Below are 16,140 nucleotides of genomic sequence, written 5' to 3' on the forward strand. Positions count from 1 at the left end.
CTCACCTCACGGCCGGAACCTCCTCGCCCGCGGCCACCGGCCCGGGCGGGGTTCCGTCGCCGAACGGACGGCCACCCAGCTCCTCCCGGCCGTGAGCGGTCGACCAGAGACCGAGTTCCGGGCCGATCGGCACGATCCCGGTCGGGTTGATGTTCCGGTGCACCTCGTAGTAGTGGCGCGTGATGTGGTCGAAGTTCACCGTGTCGCCGAAGCCGGGCGTCTGGAACAGGTCACGGCTGTAGGCCCACAGGGCCGGGTACTCGGTGATCTTGCGCCGGTTGCACTTGAAGTGGCCGTGGTACACCGCGTCGAACCGGACGAGCGTCACGAACAGCCGGACGTCGGCCTCGGTGATCGTGTCCCCCACCAGGTACCGACGAGTGGTCAACCGCTCCTCGAGCGCGTCGAGCCGTTCGAACAGGCGGTTCGCCACCCGCTCGTAGGCCCGCTGCCTGGTCGCGAACCCGGCCGCGTAGACGCCGTTGTTGACGTCGCGGAACACGTCCTCGTTGACCGCGTCGATCTCGGCCCGCAGCGGCTCCGGGTAGAGGTCCGGCGCTCCGTCCCGGTGCAGCGGCGCCCACTCCGTCTCCAGGTTGAGCGTGATCTCCGGGTAGTCGTTCGTCACCAGCTTCCCGGACGGGACGTCGACGATCGCCGGCACGCTGATCCCGCCGTCGTACGAGGGCTCCCGCGCCCGGTACGCCTCCCCCAGGTACTCGATCCCCAGCACGGGGTCGCGGCCGTCGGGATCGAGCGTGAAACGCCAGCTCTTCTCGTCCTGGATCGGGTCCGTGACCGCCATCGACAACGCGGTCTCCAACCCCAGCAACCGCCGCACGATCACCGCGCGCGACGCCCACGGACACGCCCGGCTGACGACCAACCGGTACCTTCCCGCCTCCAGCGGCCAGGCCGGATCCCCGATCCGATCGGTGAAATGGTTCGGCGCGCGTTCGAAGTCTTTGCTCATGGCGGCTCCGTTCCCGTCGATAGGTCCGACGAGGCTATGCCCGCCCCGTGGGTCGAGTACGCGAAAGCGCAGGTGACAGCGTGACCGAGACGCCCGACTACCAGTTCGCGCACCACACCCTGGACCGGTTCGTCTACGGCGACCTCCGGCAGGCCGCCGTGATCAACGTGGGCCGCTACTTCAACACCGACCTGTACCCGGGTGGGCGGTTCGAGCGGCTCGACGGCGGCGGTGACCGCCCCGAGGTTCAGCACCAGTTCACCGCGTCCGACCTGACCGCCGTGCGCTGCCTCGGCACCGACATCAAGCCGGTGTCGGCGATCGCGCTGCTCGAGACGCACGCCGGCCGGCTGTCCGCGCTGCTGCGCCGGATCCCGCACATGCCGCTCTACGAGGCGCCGCTCTCCGAGATCAACGCGTCCTCGTCGGCCGGAACGCTGGCGAGCATGCTCATCGGCGACGACTTCCCGCACCTCGGGCGGATGACCGCGACGAAGCTGCTGGCCCGGAAGCGGCCGCACCTGCTGCCGGTCTACGACATCGTCGTGGGACGCATGCTGGGCAAGCCGCAGAACATCACCCACTGCCTGCACAGCTGGTTCCACAGCGACCCGGAACGCGCCAAGTCACTGGCCTCGATGCGCGACGAGATCCCCGGCGTCGCCGACATCAGCCTGCTCCGCGTCCTCGACGCCGCCATCTGGACCCACGGCTACGAGGACACCGTGGAGGCGGCCTCCTAGAACCACTCCGGGTCGACGTCCAGCGTCGTGCGGTCGAGCGAGGCCAGCAGGTCGAACTGGGGTGCGGTCTTCGGGAGCTCGTAGCGGTAGAAGTAGCGGGCGGCCTGGCGTTTGCCCTCGTAGAAGGCTCCCTCGTGGCCCGCGGCGGCGAGGAACTGCTCGAGCCAGAGCCACGCCACCACGGCGTGCCCGACCGCCTCCAGGTAGATCGACGCGTTGGCGAGCGCGACCGCGGGGTCACCGGAGCCCCAGAGCGTCGCCGTGACCTCGCCGATCCGCGCCACCGTGGCGCCCAGCGCGGTGCCGAGCTCCGCCGCCTCACCGCCGGCCGCGGCGGCCCGCGTCACCGTCTCCCCCAGCACCGCGCCGAGCAGCGCGAGCCCGGCGCCGCCCCGCATCACGACCTTCCGGCCGAGCAGGTCCAGCCCCTGGATGCCGTGCGTGCCCTCGTGGATCGGGTTCAACCGGTTGTCGCGGTAGTGCTGCTCGACGTCGTACTCACGCGTGTAGCCGTAGCCGCCGTGCACCTGGATCGCCAGGTCGTTGGCCTCCAGGCACCACTGGGACGGCCAGCTCTTCGCGATCGGCGTCAGCACGTCGAGCAACAGGTGGGCCTCGGCGCGTGACGCCTCGTCCGGCAGCGTGCGTTCGTCGTCGAGAAGCTTGGCGCAGTACAGGTTGAGCGCCAGCGCGCCTTCGACGTACGACTTCTGCGCGAGCAGCATCCGGCGCACGTCGGGGTGTTCGATGATCGGCACCTGCGGCGTAGCCGGGTCCTTCACTAGGCGTCCCTGCGGGCGGTTGCGTGCGTAGTCGAGCGACTTCAGATACCCGGTGTACCCGAGCGCGGTCGCGCCACCGCCGACGCCGACCCGCGCCTCGTTCATCATGTGGAACATGTAGGACAGCCCGTGGTGCTGCTCGCCGACCAGGTACCCGACCGCGCCGTCGCCGGCCTCGCCGAAGTTCAGCATCGTGTTCGTGGTGCCGCGGTAGCCCATCTTGTGGTTCAGACCGGCGAGGACGACGTCGTTGCGCGTGCCGTCCGGAAGGAACTTCGGAACGACGAACAGCGAGATGCCCTTGACGCCGGGCGGGCCGCCGGGGATCTTCGCCAGCACCAGGTGGACGATGTTCTCGCCGAGTTCGTGTTCGCCGGCGGAGATCCACATCTTGTTGCCGACGATCCGATACGTGCCGTCAGCCGCCGGAGCAGCCCGGGTCACGATGTCGGAGAGCGACGAGCCGGCCTGGGGCTCGGACAGGCACATCGTGCCGTGGATCCGGCCTTCGAGCATCACCGGCACGTACCGCTCGACCAGCTCGGACGACGCGTGCGCGAGCAGCAGGTTCGCGGCGCCCAACGTCAGGAACGGGTAGGCCGCGGTGCCGACGTTCGCGGCCTGGAACCAGGAGAAACAGGCCCGGGCGACGACGCCGGGCAGCTGGCCGCCGCCCACCTCGGCCGGCATCGCGGCGCCGAGCAGCCCGGTTCCGGCCAGGACGTCGAGCGCGCGCTTGACCTCGGGGATCATCGTCACGCGTTCGCCGTCGAAGGTCGGCTCGGACGCGTCGGCCTGCTTGTTGTGCGTCGCGAAGTGCTCGGTGGCGACCTCTTCGGCGAGGTCGAGCGCACCGTCGAACGTCTCCCGCGAATGGTCGGCGAAGTACTGACGCTTGGTCAGCGCCTCGACGTCGAGCCACTCGTAGAGCAGGAAGTCCAGGTCACGACGGCTCAGCAGCAGTGACATCCAGGGGCCGCCTTCCAGCGAAACCGAGGTCCGTGCGGTGGTACCAGGACAGTTCCCGGTCCCCCTCCAGCCAGCAGAGGAGCACGGGGACACCGTCGAGGTCGGAGGGGAAGTCGATCAGGAGCGGCGCCAGGCTCTTCAGCTCGGCGCCGGTCTCCTGCACGGTCGTCATCAGCTCGTCCAGCCGGGCCTGGGCGGCCTTCAACTCCGGAAGGCCACCCAGGTCGGTCGACGGGCCGTTGAGCTGCACCGCGGCGGCGAGCTCCGCGGCATCGGCCCGCAGCGAGACGATCTCGTCGAGCACCGGAAGGAGCTCGGTCAGCTCGTCGCGAGCTTCTTCCACCGTGAACAGACCCATGCGGGCAACTTACAGTCCGAGCGACTTCGCGATGATCGTGCGCATGACCTCGCTGGTGCCGCCGTAGATGCGGTTCACGCGGTTGTCGGCGTAGAGGCGGGCGATCGGGTACTCGAGCATGTAGCCGTAGCCGCCGTGCAACTGCAGGCACTTGTCGATGACGCGGGACGCGACGTCGGTGCAGAACAGCTTCGCCTTGGCCGCGTCGGACGCGGACAGCTCACCGGCGTCGTGGGCGTCGAGCGCCCGGTCGACGACGGCCTGCGCGGCCTCGACCTCGGTCTGGCAGTCGGCGAGCACGAACTTCGTGTTCTGGAAGCCGGCGACCGGCTGGCCGAACACCGTGCGCTCCTTGACGTACTCCAGCGCGAACGACACCGCGGCCGTGGCCTGCGCGTACGCGCCGACGGCGATGCCGAGCCGCTCCTGCGGGAGGTTGTGCGTCAGGTACGAGAACGCCTTGCCCTCCTCGCCGAGCAGGTCCTCGACCGGCACCTTGACGTCGGTGAACGAGAGCTCAGCCGTGTCCGAGGTACGCAGCCCGATCTTCTCGAGCTTCCGCCCGACCTGGTACCCCTCGGACTTGGTGTCGACGACGAGAATGCTCAGGCCGCCGCGGCGGTCCTCCTTCGTCGCCGGTGCGGTGCGGCAGACGACGAGCACGCGGTCGGCGAGCACACCACCGGTGATGAACGTCTTCGCGCCGTTGAGCACGTAGTGGGTGCCGTCCGGGGAGAGCTTCGCGGTGGTCTTCATGCCGGCCAGGTCGGAGCCGGTGCCGGGCTCGGTCATCGCGATCGCGGTCATGATCTCGCCGCTGGCGAAGCCCGGCAGCCAGCGCTTCTTCTGCTCGTCGTTGCCGTAGGCGATCAGGTACGGCAGGCAGAGCGCGGTGTGCACGCTGGAACCGCCGAAGCTGACGCCGGCCCGGGCCAGCTCCTCGGTGGTGACCGCGGAGAACTTGAAGCTGGTCTCGCCGGCGCCGCCGTACTCCTCCGGCACCTCGATGCCGAACACGCCGAGCTCGCCCAGGCGGAGGTAGAAGTCGCGCGGGACGTGCCCCTGCTCCTCCCACTGCGGGTAGACCGGAACGACCTCTTCCGCGATGAAGTCGCGGATCGTGGCGCGGTACGCCTCGTGGTCCTCGTTGAATACGGTTCGGCGCACGCGCGTCGTCCTCTCAGGTGCCGCTGGACGTTCGTTAAGTTACTTCCGGGTATAAGCCGCAGTCTACTCAACGCGTTCGACAAAAACCGGCGGGCTCTCGAACAAGCGTTAAGCTAACAATCTGCCATCCGGAGGTGACCCTGACCACCGCCCCGCTCCGTCCCCCCGGCCAGAAGGCGCTGCTGGCCGCGGCGAGGTGGGAGTTCGCCGAGCGCGGCTACGGGGGCGCGTCGATCCGGGACATCGCCCAGCGCGCCGCGGTGAGCCTGTCCGCGCTGTACCACTACTACGGCGGCAAGCAGGAGATGCTCTACGCCCTGCTCGACGAGGGCATGGACGTCTACGAGGAGACCTGCGCCGAGGTGCTCGCCGACGTCGGCGACGAGCCCGCCGAGCGGCTGGAGGCGCTGGTCGAGGCGCTGATCCGGTTCCGCACCGGGCCCCGGGGCAGCAGCCAGCTCGAGCTCACCGAGTGGCGCAGCCTCAACCCCGAACAGCACACCGCGCTCCGCGCCCGTCAGGCCGTGGCCACCGACCGGTTCCGACAGGTCATCGCGAACGGCGTCGCACAAGGCATTTTTCTGACGCCCGAGCCCGACGACGCGCGCCGCATGATCATCGCCGCGTGCAACGCGGTCGCGCAGTGGTACCAGCCCGGCGGCACCACCCCGGTGGAGGTGCTCATCGAGCGGTACGCGGGGCTCGCGCTCACCGTGGTGGAGTACCGACCGCGGCGATACCGTCGCTCATGAGCATCATCGTGACCGGAGCCGGGCAGGGGATCGGCCGCGCGATCGTGGAGCGCCTCACCGCCGACGGCGAGGACGTCGTCGCGGTCGATCGGGACGCCGCCGCGCTGGACTGGGTGCCCGAGCACGCGCGGGTCGTCGCGGACGCGTCCGACGAGGCCGCGATGGAGCGGGCCGCGTCCGCCGCCGTCGCGCTGGGGCCGCTGACCGGATGGGTGAACAACGCGGCGATCTTCCGGGACCTGTCCGTGCACTCCGCACCCGCTCCCGACGTCTCGGACGCGATCCGGCGCAACGTCGATCTCGTCGTGGTGGGCTCGACCGTGGCCGTGCGTCGTTTCCGGGCCGGCGGCCACGGCGGCGCGATCGTCAACCTGTCGTCGTGGCAGGCCCGGCTGGCGGTGCCGGGGTCGCTCCCGTACGTGGCCGCGAAGTCGGCGATCGAGGGGCTGACGCGCTCGCTGGCGGTCGAGTACGGGCCGGACGGGATCCGGGCCAACGTGGTGGCCCCCGGTTCGGTGGAGACCGCGCGGTACCGGGAGTACGCGGCGGAGCACCCCGCCGTCGAGGCCGAGATGGCGCGGCTGCACCCGCTGGGCCGGGTCGCGGCGGCCGCGGAGGTCGCCGCGGCGGTCGCGTTCCTGCTCGGACCCGACGCGAGCTTCATCAGCGGCGTCGTGCTGCCGGTGGACGGCGGACGCACCGCGCTCGGGCACGATCCCGAGGGGCTATGAGTTCCGCTCGGGGCCGCGGGTGATCGGGAGGCCCAGTTCGGTGCGGATCTGTCGCTGGACGGTCACCTTGTCCGGGCGGGCGTCGATCGAGGTGACGAACTCCTTGCGGCGGAACAGCTCGAGCACCGGGTTCGTCTTCGAGTGGTAGTCGCGCAGCCGTGATTCCAGCGCGTGCTCGGCGTCGTCCTCGCGGGTCATGAGCTCGCCGCCACAGACGTCGCAGCGCCCTTCGACCTGCGGCCGGTGGGCGATCAAGTTGTAGTCCATGCCGCAGCGCGTGCAGAGCCGCCGGTTGAGCACGCGGCGGCGGACCTCGTCGTCGGGGAGCTCGAGGTGGATCACGCCGTCGATGTCGTAGCTCTCCAGGAAGAACTCGGCCTGCGGACGATTGCGCGGGAACCCGTCGACGATGAAGCCGTAGTTCCAGTCGTGCTGGTCGAGCCGGGTCCGCACGAGTGAGCCGACCAGCTCGTCGCTGACCAGCTCCCCGGCGGCCACGATCCGGCGCACCTGGGCGCCGATCTTCGTGTGGTGCTGCACGTGCCAGCGCAGCATGTCACCGACGCTGATCTGGACCAGCTCAAAATCATGGGCGAGCATCGCCGCCTGGGTGCCCTTCCCGCTGCCCTGCACCCCCATGATCACGTACTTGCGCATGATCGAGACCTTCTCACCGGAACGGCTCCTCCGCCAGCGTGCGCGCCGCCTGGACCACTTAGTACGATCCCGCGCTCGGCCTGAGCGCGCACCTCGACCAGGTCGTGCTCCACATCGTCGCGGAGAGCGGAGCCGGCAACCTGCTGTGCGCGGTGACCGGCCTGCTGGACGGCGGTCCGCCGGCTCAGCTGATCGTGACGCCCGCGGCTACGGCTGCGGGCGGCCGGCTTCGCGGAGATGGTCGAGGAACTCCGGCAGGGCGGGATGAGGCGGGGTGCCGGTCCAGGCCACGTAGACCGTGATCGGCGGCACGTCGGCTAGCGGCCGGTAGACGACGCCCGGATAGGCGTGGGTGTGTCGGGTCGCCGCCGCGGTGACACCGACCGCTCCCCCGGACGCGATCGCGTTGAGCCATTCGTCGACGTTGTCGAGCTCGACGATCCGGGTCGGGCGCCGCCCCGGTGGCCACAGGTCGAGGCTCGTGGTGCCGACCGGCGGAATGAGCGCGATGGTCTCCGCGGCCAGGTCGTCGAGCGTGAGGACGTCCCGGCCGGCCAGCGGGTGGATGTCGGGAAGCGCGGCCAGCCGGGGCTCGCGGTAGAGCGGGCGGCCGGGGAAGCCGACGGGTTCGCTCCGCAGGAGCGCGACGTCGACGAGGCCGTGTTCGAGGCCGGCCGTCCGGGTATCGACGCGGTGGACCTCGACCGGGACGTCCGGGTGCGCGGAACGCCACGCACGCAGCAGCGGGGTCGTCCGGCTCCCGAGCGCGGCCCAGGCGTACCCGAGGCGCAGCGGACGCGGAGCGGCGGCCTCGGCCAGCGCGTCCTGCACCGCGGCCAGGATGGTGCGCGCCCGGTCGTAGAGCGCCCGGCCGCGTGGCGTCGGCTCGAGGTGGCGGGTGTCGCGGTCGACGAGCCGCGCCCCGACGCGGTTCTCCAGCTGGCGCAGGGTGCGCGACAGCGCGGGCTGGGCGATGCCGAGATTCGCCGCGGCGGCGGTGACCGTCCCCGCGTCGACGATGGCCACCAACGCGCGGAGGTGACGCAGCTCGACGTCCATGCCTCGGCAGCATAACCGGTGCTGAAACGGTATTTCCGCCGACGCGTCGAACGCTGGCAGCGTCACCGGCATGACACGGAGGACGACCGGCGAGGGCGTCGGGCTGGTGCTGGCGGGGGTGTGCTCGCTGCAGTTCGGGGCGGCGCTGGCCGCGACGCTGTTCCCGGTGCTGGGTGCGCTCGGAACGGTGTCGGCGCGGTTGGTGGGTGCGGCCGTCGCGCTCGGCCTGGCAGCGGTGATCGCGGGCCGGGTACGTCAGGCGCGGTGGCGGGTGGCGGTGGTCTTCGGGCTGCTCACCGCGACCATGAACACGTGCGTGTACCTGGCGGTCGAGCGGCTGCCGCTGGGCGCGGTGATCACGATCGAGTTCCTCGGGCCGCTCGGCCTGGCGCTGGCGCTGTCCCGGCGCCGGCGTGACGTCGGCTGGGCGTTGTGTGCGCTGGCCGGCGTCGCGCTGCTCGGTGGCGGACTGTCCCGTCCCGACCCGCTCGGGCTCGTGCTGACGCTGGTGGCCGCGGTGTGCTGGGCCGGGTACATCGTCCTGAACCGACGATTGGGCTCCGCGGCCGGTGGGGGCGTGTCCAGCCTGGCGCTGGCGGCGCTGGTCGGGGCGGTGGTGGCGGCCCCCGCCGCCGTGGTGCCCGCAGCCACGCACCCGGCGGCGTTCGCGCTGGGATGCCTGGTCGGCGTCCTGGCGTCCGCGCTGCCCTACGCCGCGGACCAGCTGGCGCTGCGCCGGCTTCCGGCCCGGGTGTTCGGGGTGCTGATGAGCCTCGGACCGGCGGTGGCGGCACTGGCGGGCTGGATCGTGCTGGGCCAGGCGATGACGCTGCTGGACTGCGCGGCGATCGCGCTGGTGATCGTCGCGGCGGTGGGTGTCACGGGCCGCTCAGACGTCGACGTCGTCGAGGAGCGCGATGTTGGCGGCTTCGTCGGGGTCGGGGGTGGGCTCGGAGAGAAATGCGGCGACGCATTCGACGGCGACGTCGGGCGCGAGCCGCTTGAGGCTCAGCGCGATGACGTTCGCGTCGTTCCAGAGGCGCGCACCCCGCGCGGTCCACGCGTCCGCGACGGTCGCCGCCCGCGCCCCCGGCACCTTGTTCGCCGCGATCGCCGTCCCGGTGCCGGTCCAGCACATCAGGACGCCGTAGTCCGCGTCCCCGGCGACGACCGCTCCGGCGACCCGGCGTGACATCACCGGCCAGTCGCCCTCGACCGTGGCCACCTCGTGGTGCTCGTCGAGGTAGGCCCGCACCGCCTCGACGCACTCGTTGCTGTCGTCCGCCGCGAACGCGATCCGCATGGGGTCACTGTAGGTCCGCGAGCGCCTTCTCCGCGCCGCGGTGCAGCTTCACCGGCTCGGTCCTGCTCGCGGTGTCGAGCGAGATGTCCTTCGCCGCCTTGTTCGCGGCCACCAGCGCCTGCTGCTTTTCGAACAGCGTCCTGGTGAGGACGCAGGCCAGGTCGGCGTCGAGCGACTCGGGCACGAGCAGCAGGTTCGGCACCGCGATCGTGGGCACCGCGGCCGGGGTGCCGTAGGTGGCCGCCGGGATCGACGCCTGCTCGTACTCACCGCTGATCTTGCGCATCGCGGGCAGCAGCGGCGTGATGTCGAGGAACGTCACCCGGTTCTTCGCCGTGGTGAACAGGTCGGTGATGCCGGGCGTCGGCAGGCCGCCCGACCAGACCATCGCGTCGATCGAACCGCTCTTCATCCCGTCGACGGTCTTCGCGAGGTCGAGGCGCTGGGCCTGGACGTCCTTGGCCGGGTCGAGGCCGGCCGACTGGAGCAGGCGGTTCGCGATCACCTCGGTGCCGGACTTCGGGGAGCCGGTGGAGACCCGCTTGCCCTTGAGATCCTCGACGGTGGTGATACCGGCGCCCGTGCGGGCGATGACCTGCGTGTAGTTGGTGTGGATACGCGACAGCGCGCGGATCGGCTGCGGCTTGCCGTCGAACGCGCCGTTGCCGTTGACGGCGTCGGCCGCGCTGTCGGCGAGCGAGAACGCGACCTGGTAGTCGCCGCGGACGAGCTGCTGGATGTTCTGGACCGAGGCGCCGGTCTCGGCCGCGGTGGCCTTGACCGTGCCGCCGGTCGCGGCGCTGATCTGGTTCGCGTAGGCGTTGCCGATCGCGAAGTAGACGCCGGTGTTGTTGCCGGTCGCGATGCTGATCCGGATGTCGTCCTTCACCTCGCAGGTGACCGGGGTGTCGGCGTCGTCGGTGGTGGCGGTGTCGCGGCGGCCGCCGCACCCGCTGAGGGTCGCTGTGGCCAGGCCTAGGGCCAGGGTTCCGCCGAGGATCCGAACCCACCGCTGCCGCATCATCGCGTCTCCTCCGGTTCAGTGCCGTTCGGGTCGTGGGCCGTTGCTCGTGTCCGCGCGGGGTCTTCTCGCGCGGGGTCTTCTCGCGCGGGGTCTTCTCGCGCGGGGCCTTCGTGCGTGAGGGCGTCCTGCGCGGGGCTTTTCTGCGCGGGGTCTTGTGGCGCAGGGTTTTGCTGCGCGGGGTCTTGTGGCGCAGGGCTTTGTTGCGCGGAGACATCTTCCGCGGGGGCTTCCTCCGCGAGGGCTTTCGGTGTGGGGATGCCGGCGCGACGGCGGTGCAGGGCCGCGGTGGCGATCGCGGCGGCGAAGAGGAGCAGGCCGACCGCCACCGGGAGCGGACGCAGGTACAGCAGGAGCAGCGCCCCGACACCCGCCAGCACCCGCCCGGCCCGTCCCACCGGCCCGACCCCGAGCACCCAGCCACCGGTCGCCGTGGCCAGCGCCGCCACCCCGAGCGCCGCGATCACCGTCGCGAGCACCACGGTCGGCACTCCGCCCCGCCCGAGCAACCCGTCGCCGGTGTCGGTGAGCACGAACGCCAGCGGCACCAGGAACGCCGGCAGCGCGTACTTCAACGCCTGCCACATCGTCGGAATCGCCGCGCCCCCGGTGACCGCCGTCGTGCCCACCGCCGCCAACGCGGTCGGCGGCGTCACCTCGGACAGCACCGAGTAGTAGAAGACGAACATCGCGGCCGCCGCCGCGGGCACCCCGAGCTCGAGCAGCGCGGGTCCGATCACGACCCACCCGATGATGAACGACGCGGTGACCGGCACCGCCAACCCGAGCAGCGCCAGCGCCACGGCCGCGAGCACCGCGGTGAGCGCCAGCGTCGCGACCGGGTCGTCGACGATCGCCCGAGCCCCGTCGACGAGCAACGACGCGGTCTGGGCGGCGAGCCCGGTCTTCGTCATCGTCGCGGTGATGATGCCCGCCGCCGCGCACACGACCGCGACCGTGAGCACCCCGCGCCCGGCGTCGGCGAGCGCGGCGAACAGGCGGCGCGGCGTCATCGCCGAGGACCGGTCCAGGAACGACAGTCCGAATGCCAGCGCGGTCGCGACGAGCACCGCTTCGGCGACCGAACGTCCCAGGAACAGCAGGAGCAGGATGACGAGGAGCGACGCGAAGTGGTAGCCGAAGCGCGCCAGCAGTCGCCACGCCGACCGGCCCGCCACCTCCACCGGACGCACCCCGAACCGGCGGGCGTCGATCTCCACCGCGAGCAGGATGCCGAGGTAGTAGAGAACGGTCGGGACCGTGGCCCAGCCGAGCACCGCCAGGTAGGAGACGTCGAGGTACTCGGCGATGATGAACGCCGCCGCGCCGAGCGTCGGGGGCGACAGGATCGCGCCGACCCCGGCCGCCGCGAGCATCCCGCCGGCGTTCTCGGCCGGGTAGCCCGCCCGGCGCAGGATCGGCCAGGTGACCGCGCCCACGCTCACGGCGGTCGCGGTGCCGCTCCCCGAGACCGTACCGAGCAGGAACCCCGCGGCCACGGCCGTACGCCCGGCCGCGCTGCGTGACCGGCGGAACGCGGCCACCGACAGGTCGACGAAGAACTGGCCCGCGCCGGAGTAGCTGAGCACGGCGCCGTAGAGCGTGAACAGCACGATGTACGTCGCGGCGACGTCGAGCGGGGTGCCGTAGAAGCCGCTGCCGGAGTTGTAGAGCGCGTCGACGATCTGGTCGGCGTTCAACCCGGCGTGCGCGACCGACCAGGTCTGCGGCAGATAGCCGCCGTAATAGCAGTACGCGAGCGCGACCAGGCAGACCACCGGGAGCACCCACCCGGTGGTGCGCCGGCACGCTTCGAGCACCAGCACCAGGAGGACGCCGCCGGCGACGACGTCGAGCGGGTCGAGCAGCCCCTGCCGGTCGAGAAACGCGTTGTAGCCGACGAGAACCGGGTAGGCCGCCACGGCGAGCGCGGCGGCGGCGAGTATCCAGTCGAGCACCGACGGCCGGTCGGCGCTTCCCGGCCGCGACCGGTAGCAGAGGAACACCAGCGGCAGGACGATCGCGAGGAACAGGATCAAGTAGAACTGGTTGCCCTGGCTCAGCGGCCGCAGCGCCTCGTACACCGCGAAGAGGACGACGGCCGCGGCGGCGATCGAAACCGCGAGCCCCACTCGTCCCGCGAGTTGCCTCGCCGGTAGTTCCTCGTCACGGACGACGACGTCCGGCGCCACGGTCCCGGGGGCGGCCATGCCGGGACATTACCAAGAACGGACATGTCTGTATTGGTCCAGAGATGGCACAGCCCCCGGAAATCCGGGGGCTGCACCGTCTACTCAGGAGTTGACCGGCTCCGGGGCCGCCGCGGCGGCCGCGGCGGCCTCTTCCTTGCGCCGCCGCTTGTCGGCCTTCCGCTCCTTGCGCCCTTCGACGAGCGTGTAGAGCGCGGGCACGAGCACCAGCGTCAACAGCGTCGAGCTCACCAGACCACCGATGACGACGACCGCCAGCGGCTGGGAGATGAACCCACCCTCGCCGGTCAGACCGAGCGCCATCGGGATCAGCGCGAAGATCGTCGCGGCCGCGGTCATCAGGATCGGGCGCAGCCGGTGCCGCCCACCCTCGACGACGGCCTGGACGACCGGCATCCCGTCCCGCCGGTACTGGTTGACCAGGTCCATCAGCACGATCGCGTTCGTGACCACGATGCCGACGAGCATCAGCACACCGATCAACGCCGGAACGCCCAGTGCCGTGCCGGTGAGCAGCAGCAGGAGCAGCGCGCCGGTCGCCGCGAACGGGATCGACACCAGCAGGATCAGCGGCTGGATCAGGCTCCGGAACGTCGCCACCATGACGATGAAGACGATCACGATCGCCGCGAGCACGGCCAGCCCGAGCTGCTGGAACGCCTCGGCCTGGTCCTCGGATGCGCCGCCGAGCGAGTAGCTCGCCCCGGCCGGCAGGTCCAGCGCGTCCAGCTTCTTCTGCAGGTCAGCGGTGGTGGCGGTCAGGTTGTCGCCGCTCGGCGTCGCGCTGACGGTGGCGCTGCGCGCGCCGTCGATCCGGGTGATCTCGACCGGCCCGGGCTCGGTGCGGACGTCGGCGACCTGGCTCAGCCGGACCACGCCGGCCGAGGTCGGCACCGGCAGCGACCGCACCGCCGCGACCGTCGTCGGAGGCGCCGCCGCGAGGACGGTGACCGGCTGCTCGACGCCGTCGATCACGACCTGACCGGCGGGCGCTCCGCGGAACGCCGCCGCGACGACCTGCCCGAGCGTGCTCTCGGTGAGCCCGTACCGCGCGGCCACCTGATCCTTGAGCGACACCTCGACCCGCGGGGTGCTCTCCGCGAGGTCGCTGCTGACGTCGTCGAGACCGTCGACCGACTCCATCGCCTTCGTCACGGCCCCGGCGGCGGTGCGCAGCGTCTCCTCGTCCGGTGCCTGCACGATGACCTGCTGCTGGCTACCGCCGAACCCCGACTGCGCGGCGCCGACCTCGATGTCACCGGCGTCGGCCAGCCCGTCGAGCTTCTTCTCCAGCTCGTCCTGGACCGCGGCGGTGTCCCGGTCCTCGTTGACCGTGAGCTGGTAGCTCGCCGAGTTGCCCGCGCCGCCGAGCCCGAACGTGCCGCCGCCGATCGTGACCTGGTACGACTCGAGATCGCCGCGGTCACGGAAGTCGGCGAGGACGTCCTCGACCTTCTTCGCGGCCGCGTCGGTGGTGGCCAGGCTGGAGCCCACCGGCAGCGTCTGCGTGAGGTTGAGGGTGTTCTGGCCGGACTGGTCGAGGAAGTTCGTCTTGAGGAACGGCACCATGCCGAGCGTCGCGATCAGGATGACGATCGCGATCGTGATCGTGGTCCAGCGACGGCGGACCGCGAACCCGATCACCGGGACGTAGATCCGCTGCAGCAGCCCGCGCCGTTCCTTCTCCTCGGCCTCGGCCCGGACCCGCTCCGCGTCCTCGACGTTCTTCGGCGGGCGCAGGAACCAGTACGCCAGCACGGGGACGATCGTGAGCGCGACGACGAGCGAGGCCAGCAGCGCGACCGTGACAGTGATCGCGAACGGACGGAACAGCTCGCCGACGAGCCCGCCGACCAGCGCGATCGGCAGGAAGACCGCGACCGTGGTGAGCGTCGACGCGGTGACCGCACCGGCCACCTCACGCACACCGTTGAAGATCGCGGCCAGCTTCTCCTCGCCGTAGCCGAGGTGGCGTTTGATGTTCTCCAGCACGACGATCGAGTCGTCCACCACCCGGCCGATCGCGATCGTCAGCGCGCCGAGCGTCAGCACGTTGAGCGAGAGGCCGTCGGCCCACATCACGATGAGCGCGATCAGCACCGACAGCGGGATCGAGACCGCGGTGACCAGCGTCGAGCGCAGGGACAGCAGGAAGACCAGGATGACGACGACGGCCATGACCAGGCCCAGGCCGCCCTCGGTGGCGAGGCTGTTGATCGACTTCTCGATGAACGGCGCCTGGTCGAAGACGACCGTGAGCTCGGCGCCGTCGCCGAGCGCCTCGGTCCAGTCGTCGAGCTTGTCGCTGATCGCGTGGGAGATGTCGACCGCGTTGCCGTCGGGCGTCATCGTCACCGAGATGCCGAGGCTCGCCTTGCCGTTGGTGCGGGTGACCGACGAGGCCGGGGTCTCGACCGATTCGATCGAGGCGACGTCGCCGAGCTTCACGGGTGCGGCCGGAGCCGATCCGGTCGTCGCGGCGCCGGTGTCGCCGCTGGGCGCGGCGGTCGCGCCGTTGTCGCCGCTGGGCGCGGCGGTCGCGCCGTTGTCGCCGCTGGGCGCGGCGGTCGCGCCGGGCGTCACGTACAGGTTCTTCAAGTCCTCGACCGAGGTGTAGCCGCCGCCGACCTGAACGGTGAGCGCCTGGGTGCCGTCGGCGACCTGACCGGCCGGTACGGCGGTGCCCCCGCTGCTGATCGCGGCGCTGATCGCCTGCGGGCTCAGCCCGGCCGCAGCGAGCTTCGCCAGGTCGGGCCGGACGACGACGGACTTGTCGGGGGCGCCGGACAGCGTCGCTTCCCGGACGCCCTCGATGCCGCTGAGCTCCGGCAGGACGATCTTCTGGAGCTTCTGGGCGAACGCCGACGGGTCGTCACCCCCGGACGCGGACAGCGCGACCGCGGGCAGCAGGTCGTCGGTGCCGCCGGAGAGGATCGACGGGTCGACGTCGGCGGGCAGCTGCGCCCGGTCTATGGCCTGCTGGAGCTTGTTCACGGTGGCGCCGATGTCGGTGCCGTACTCGAGCTCCACCTGGATGGTGGAGAAGCCCTCCAGCGAGCTCGACTGGGTGCCGGTGACCCCGGCGACGCCGCGCACGGCGTCCTCGATCGGTTCGGTCACCTGGCTCTCGACGACGTCCGGCGACGCACCGGAGTACTGCGCGGTGATGAACGCCGCGGGGATCTCCAGGGACGGGATGAGCTGCTGTTTCAGCGACGGGATCGCGATCAGGCCGAACGCGGTGACCGCGATGGTGATCAACGCGATGAGCGCTCGGTTGGCGAGGCTGAACCTGGCCAGGAAAGACATGGCGGTTGCTTTCTCCGATCGGCGGGATCCCGGAGGTGTCCGGGCCTTGCTCCGGCGGCCGTCCCACAATGGACGGCAGCGATCTGGCGAACGGTAGTCACCCACA

General features: G+C 71.1%; 13 protein-coding genes and 1 pseudogene. 4 read left to right on the plus strand and 10 right to left on the minus strand.

All coding sequences use genetic code 11. The annotated features are described in order from the left end of the window. Position 1: 1 nt before the first annotated feature. On the minus strand, positions 2-973 hold the full coding sequence (locus CRYAR_RS30215) for a glutathione S-transferase family protein (RefSeq protein WP_035856712.1): 972 nt from the start codon (positions 971-973) through the stop codon (positions 2-4). 80 nt (positions 974-1,053) lie between these two features. Here CRYAR_RS30215 and CRYAR_RS43845 point away from each other — a divergent pair, with 80 nt between their 5' ends. Then, complete coding sequence (locus CRYAR_RS43845; RefSeq protein ID WP_051571128.1) at positions 1,054-1,716, plus strand: DUF6308 family protein; 663 nt, start codon at positions 1,054-1,056, stop codon at positions 1,714-1,716. Here the strand turns inward: CRYAR_RS43845 and CRYAR_RS30225 are convergent. From CRYAR_RS30225 to CRYAR_RS30235, 3 genes are read right to left on the minus strand one after another with little or no spacing between them, the layout of a single operon-like run. Then, complete coding sequence (locus CRYAR_RS30225) at positions 1,713-3,467, minus strand: acyl-CoA dehydrogenase (RefSeq protein WP_035856713.1); 1,755 nt, start codon at positions 3,465-3,467, stop codon at positions 1,713-1,715. The two genes, CRYAR_RS43845 and CRYAR_RS30225, sit on opposite strands and share 4 nt — an antisense overlap. Next, entirely contained in the window at positions 3,442-3,825 is a 384-nt protein-coding gene (locus CRYAR_RS30230) for a DUF2203 domain-containing protein (RefSeq protein ID WP_035856714.1), read from the minus strand. Before CRYAR_RS30230 ends, CRYAR_RS30225 begins: the two co-directional genes overlap by 26 nt. 9 nt (positions 3,826-3,834) lie before the next feature. Then, positions 3,835-4,992 (minus strand): acyl-CoA dehydrogenase family protein, encoded by a 1,158-nt coding sequence (locus CRYAR_RS30235; protein ID WP_035856715.1) that lies wholly within the window; start codon positions 4,990-4,992, stop codon positions 3,835-3,837. Positions 4,993-5,126: 134 nt separating this feature from the next. Here CRYAR_RS30235 and CRYAR_RS30240 point away from each other — a divergent pair, with 134 nt between their 5' ends. Next, positions 5,127-5,744: a TetR/AcrR family transcriptional regulator gene (locus CRYAR_RS30240; protein ID WP_051571129.1), complete on the plus strand. Its 618-nt coding sequence runs from the start codon at positions 5,127-5,129 to the stop codon at positions 5,742-5,744. Then, a complete protein-coding gene (locus CRYAR_RS30245) occupies positions 5,741-6,475 on the plus strand; it encodes an SDR family NAD(P)-dependent oxidoreductase (RefSeq protein ID WP_035856716.1) in 735 nt (244 codons plus the stop codon). Before CRYAR_RS30240 ends, CRYAR_RS30245 begins: the two co-directional genes overlap by 4 nt. On the opposite strand, the gene CRYAR_RS30250 is transcribed toward CRYAR_RS30245, so the two are convergent. Both CRYAR_RS30250 and CRYAR_RS30255 read right to left on the minus strand, forming a co-directional pair. Continuing rightward, complete coding sequence (locus CRYAR_RS30250) at positions 6,470-7,132, minus strand: adenylate kinase family protein (RefSeq protein ID WP_035856717.1); 663 nt, start codon at positions 7,130-7,132, stop codon at positions 6,470-6,472. The genes CRYAR_RS30245 and CRYAR_RS30250 overlap by 6 nt on opposite strands. A gap of 207 nt (positions 7,133-7,339) precedes the next feature. Next, positions 7,340-8,191 (minus strand): LysR family transcriptional regulator, encoded by an 852-nt coding sequence (locus CRYAR_RS30255; RefSeq protein ID WP_035856718.1) that lies wholly within the window; start codon positions 8,189-8,191, stop codon positions 7,340-7,342. A gap of 304 nt (positions 8,192-8,495) precedes the next feature. Here CRYAR_RS30255 and CRYAR_RS50950 point away from each other — a divergent pair. Next, positions 8,496-9,011 (plus strand): annotated as a pseudogene (locus CRYAR_RS50950) (EamA family transporter); the annotation flags it as partial. A gap of 69 nt (positions 9,012-9,080) precedes the next feature. On the opposite strand, the gene CRYAR_RS50955 reads toward CRYAR_RS50950, so the two are convergent. From CRYAR_RS50955 to CRYAR_RS30275, 4 genes are all read right to left on the minus strand, one after another. Beyond that, positions 9,081-9,494, minus strand: coding sequence for an RpiB/LacA/LacB family sugar-phosphate isomerase (locus CRYAR_RS50955; RefSeq protein ID WP_084701117.1), 414 nt, complete (start codon positions 9,492-9,494; stop codon positions 9,081-9,083). Positions 9,495-9,498: 4 nt separating this feature from the next. Next, positions 9,499-10,515, minus strand: coding sequence for a TAXI family TRAP transporter solute-binding subunit (locus CRYAR_RS30265; RefSeq protein ID WP_035856719.1), 1,017 nt, complete (start codon positions 10,513-10,515; stop codon positions 9,499-9,501). Next, the gene (locus CRYAR_RS30270) at positions 10,515-12,725 is read right to left on the minus strand and encodes a TRAP transporter permease (protein ID WP_084701119.1); all 2,211 of its coding nucleotides are present in this window, start codon (positions 12,723-12,725) and stop codon (positions 10,515-10,517) included. Before CRYAR_RS30270 ends, CRYAR_RS30265 begins: the two co-directional genes overlap by 1 nt. 84 nt (positions 12,726-12,809) lie before the next feature. Further along, positions 12,810-16,034: an efflux RND transporter permease subunit gene (locus CRYAR_RS30275; RefSeq protein WP_035856720.1), complete on the minus strand. Its 3,225-nt coding sequence runs from the start codon at positions 16,032-16,034 to the stop codon at positions 12,810-12,812. Between the last annotated feature and the right edge of the window lie 106 nt (positions 16,035-16,140).

The organism is Cryptosporangium arvum DSM 44712 (assembly GCF_000585375.1).
Taxonomy (GTDB): domain Bacteria; phylum Actinomycetota; class Actinomycetes; order Mycobacteriales; family Cryptosporangiaceae; genus Cryptosporangium; species Cryptosporangium arvum.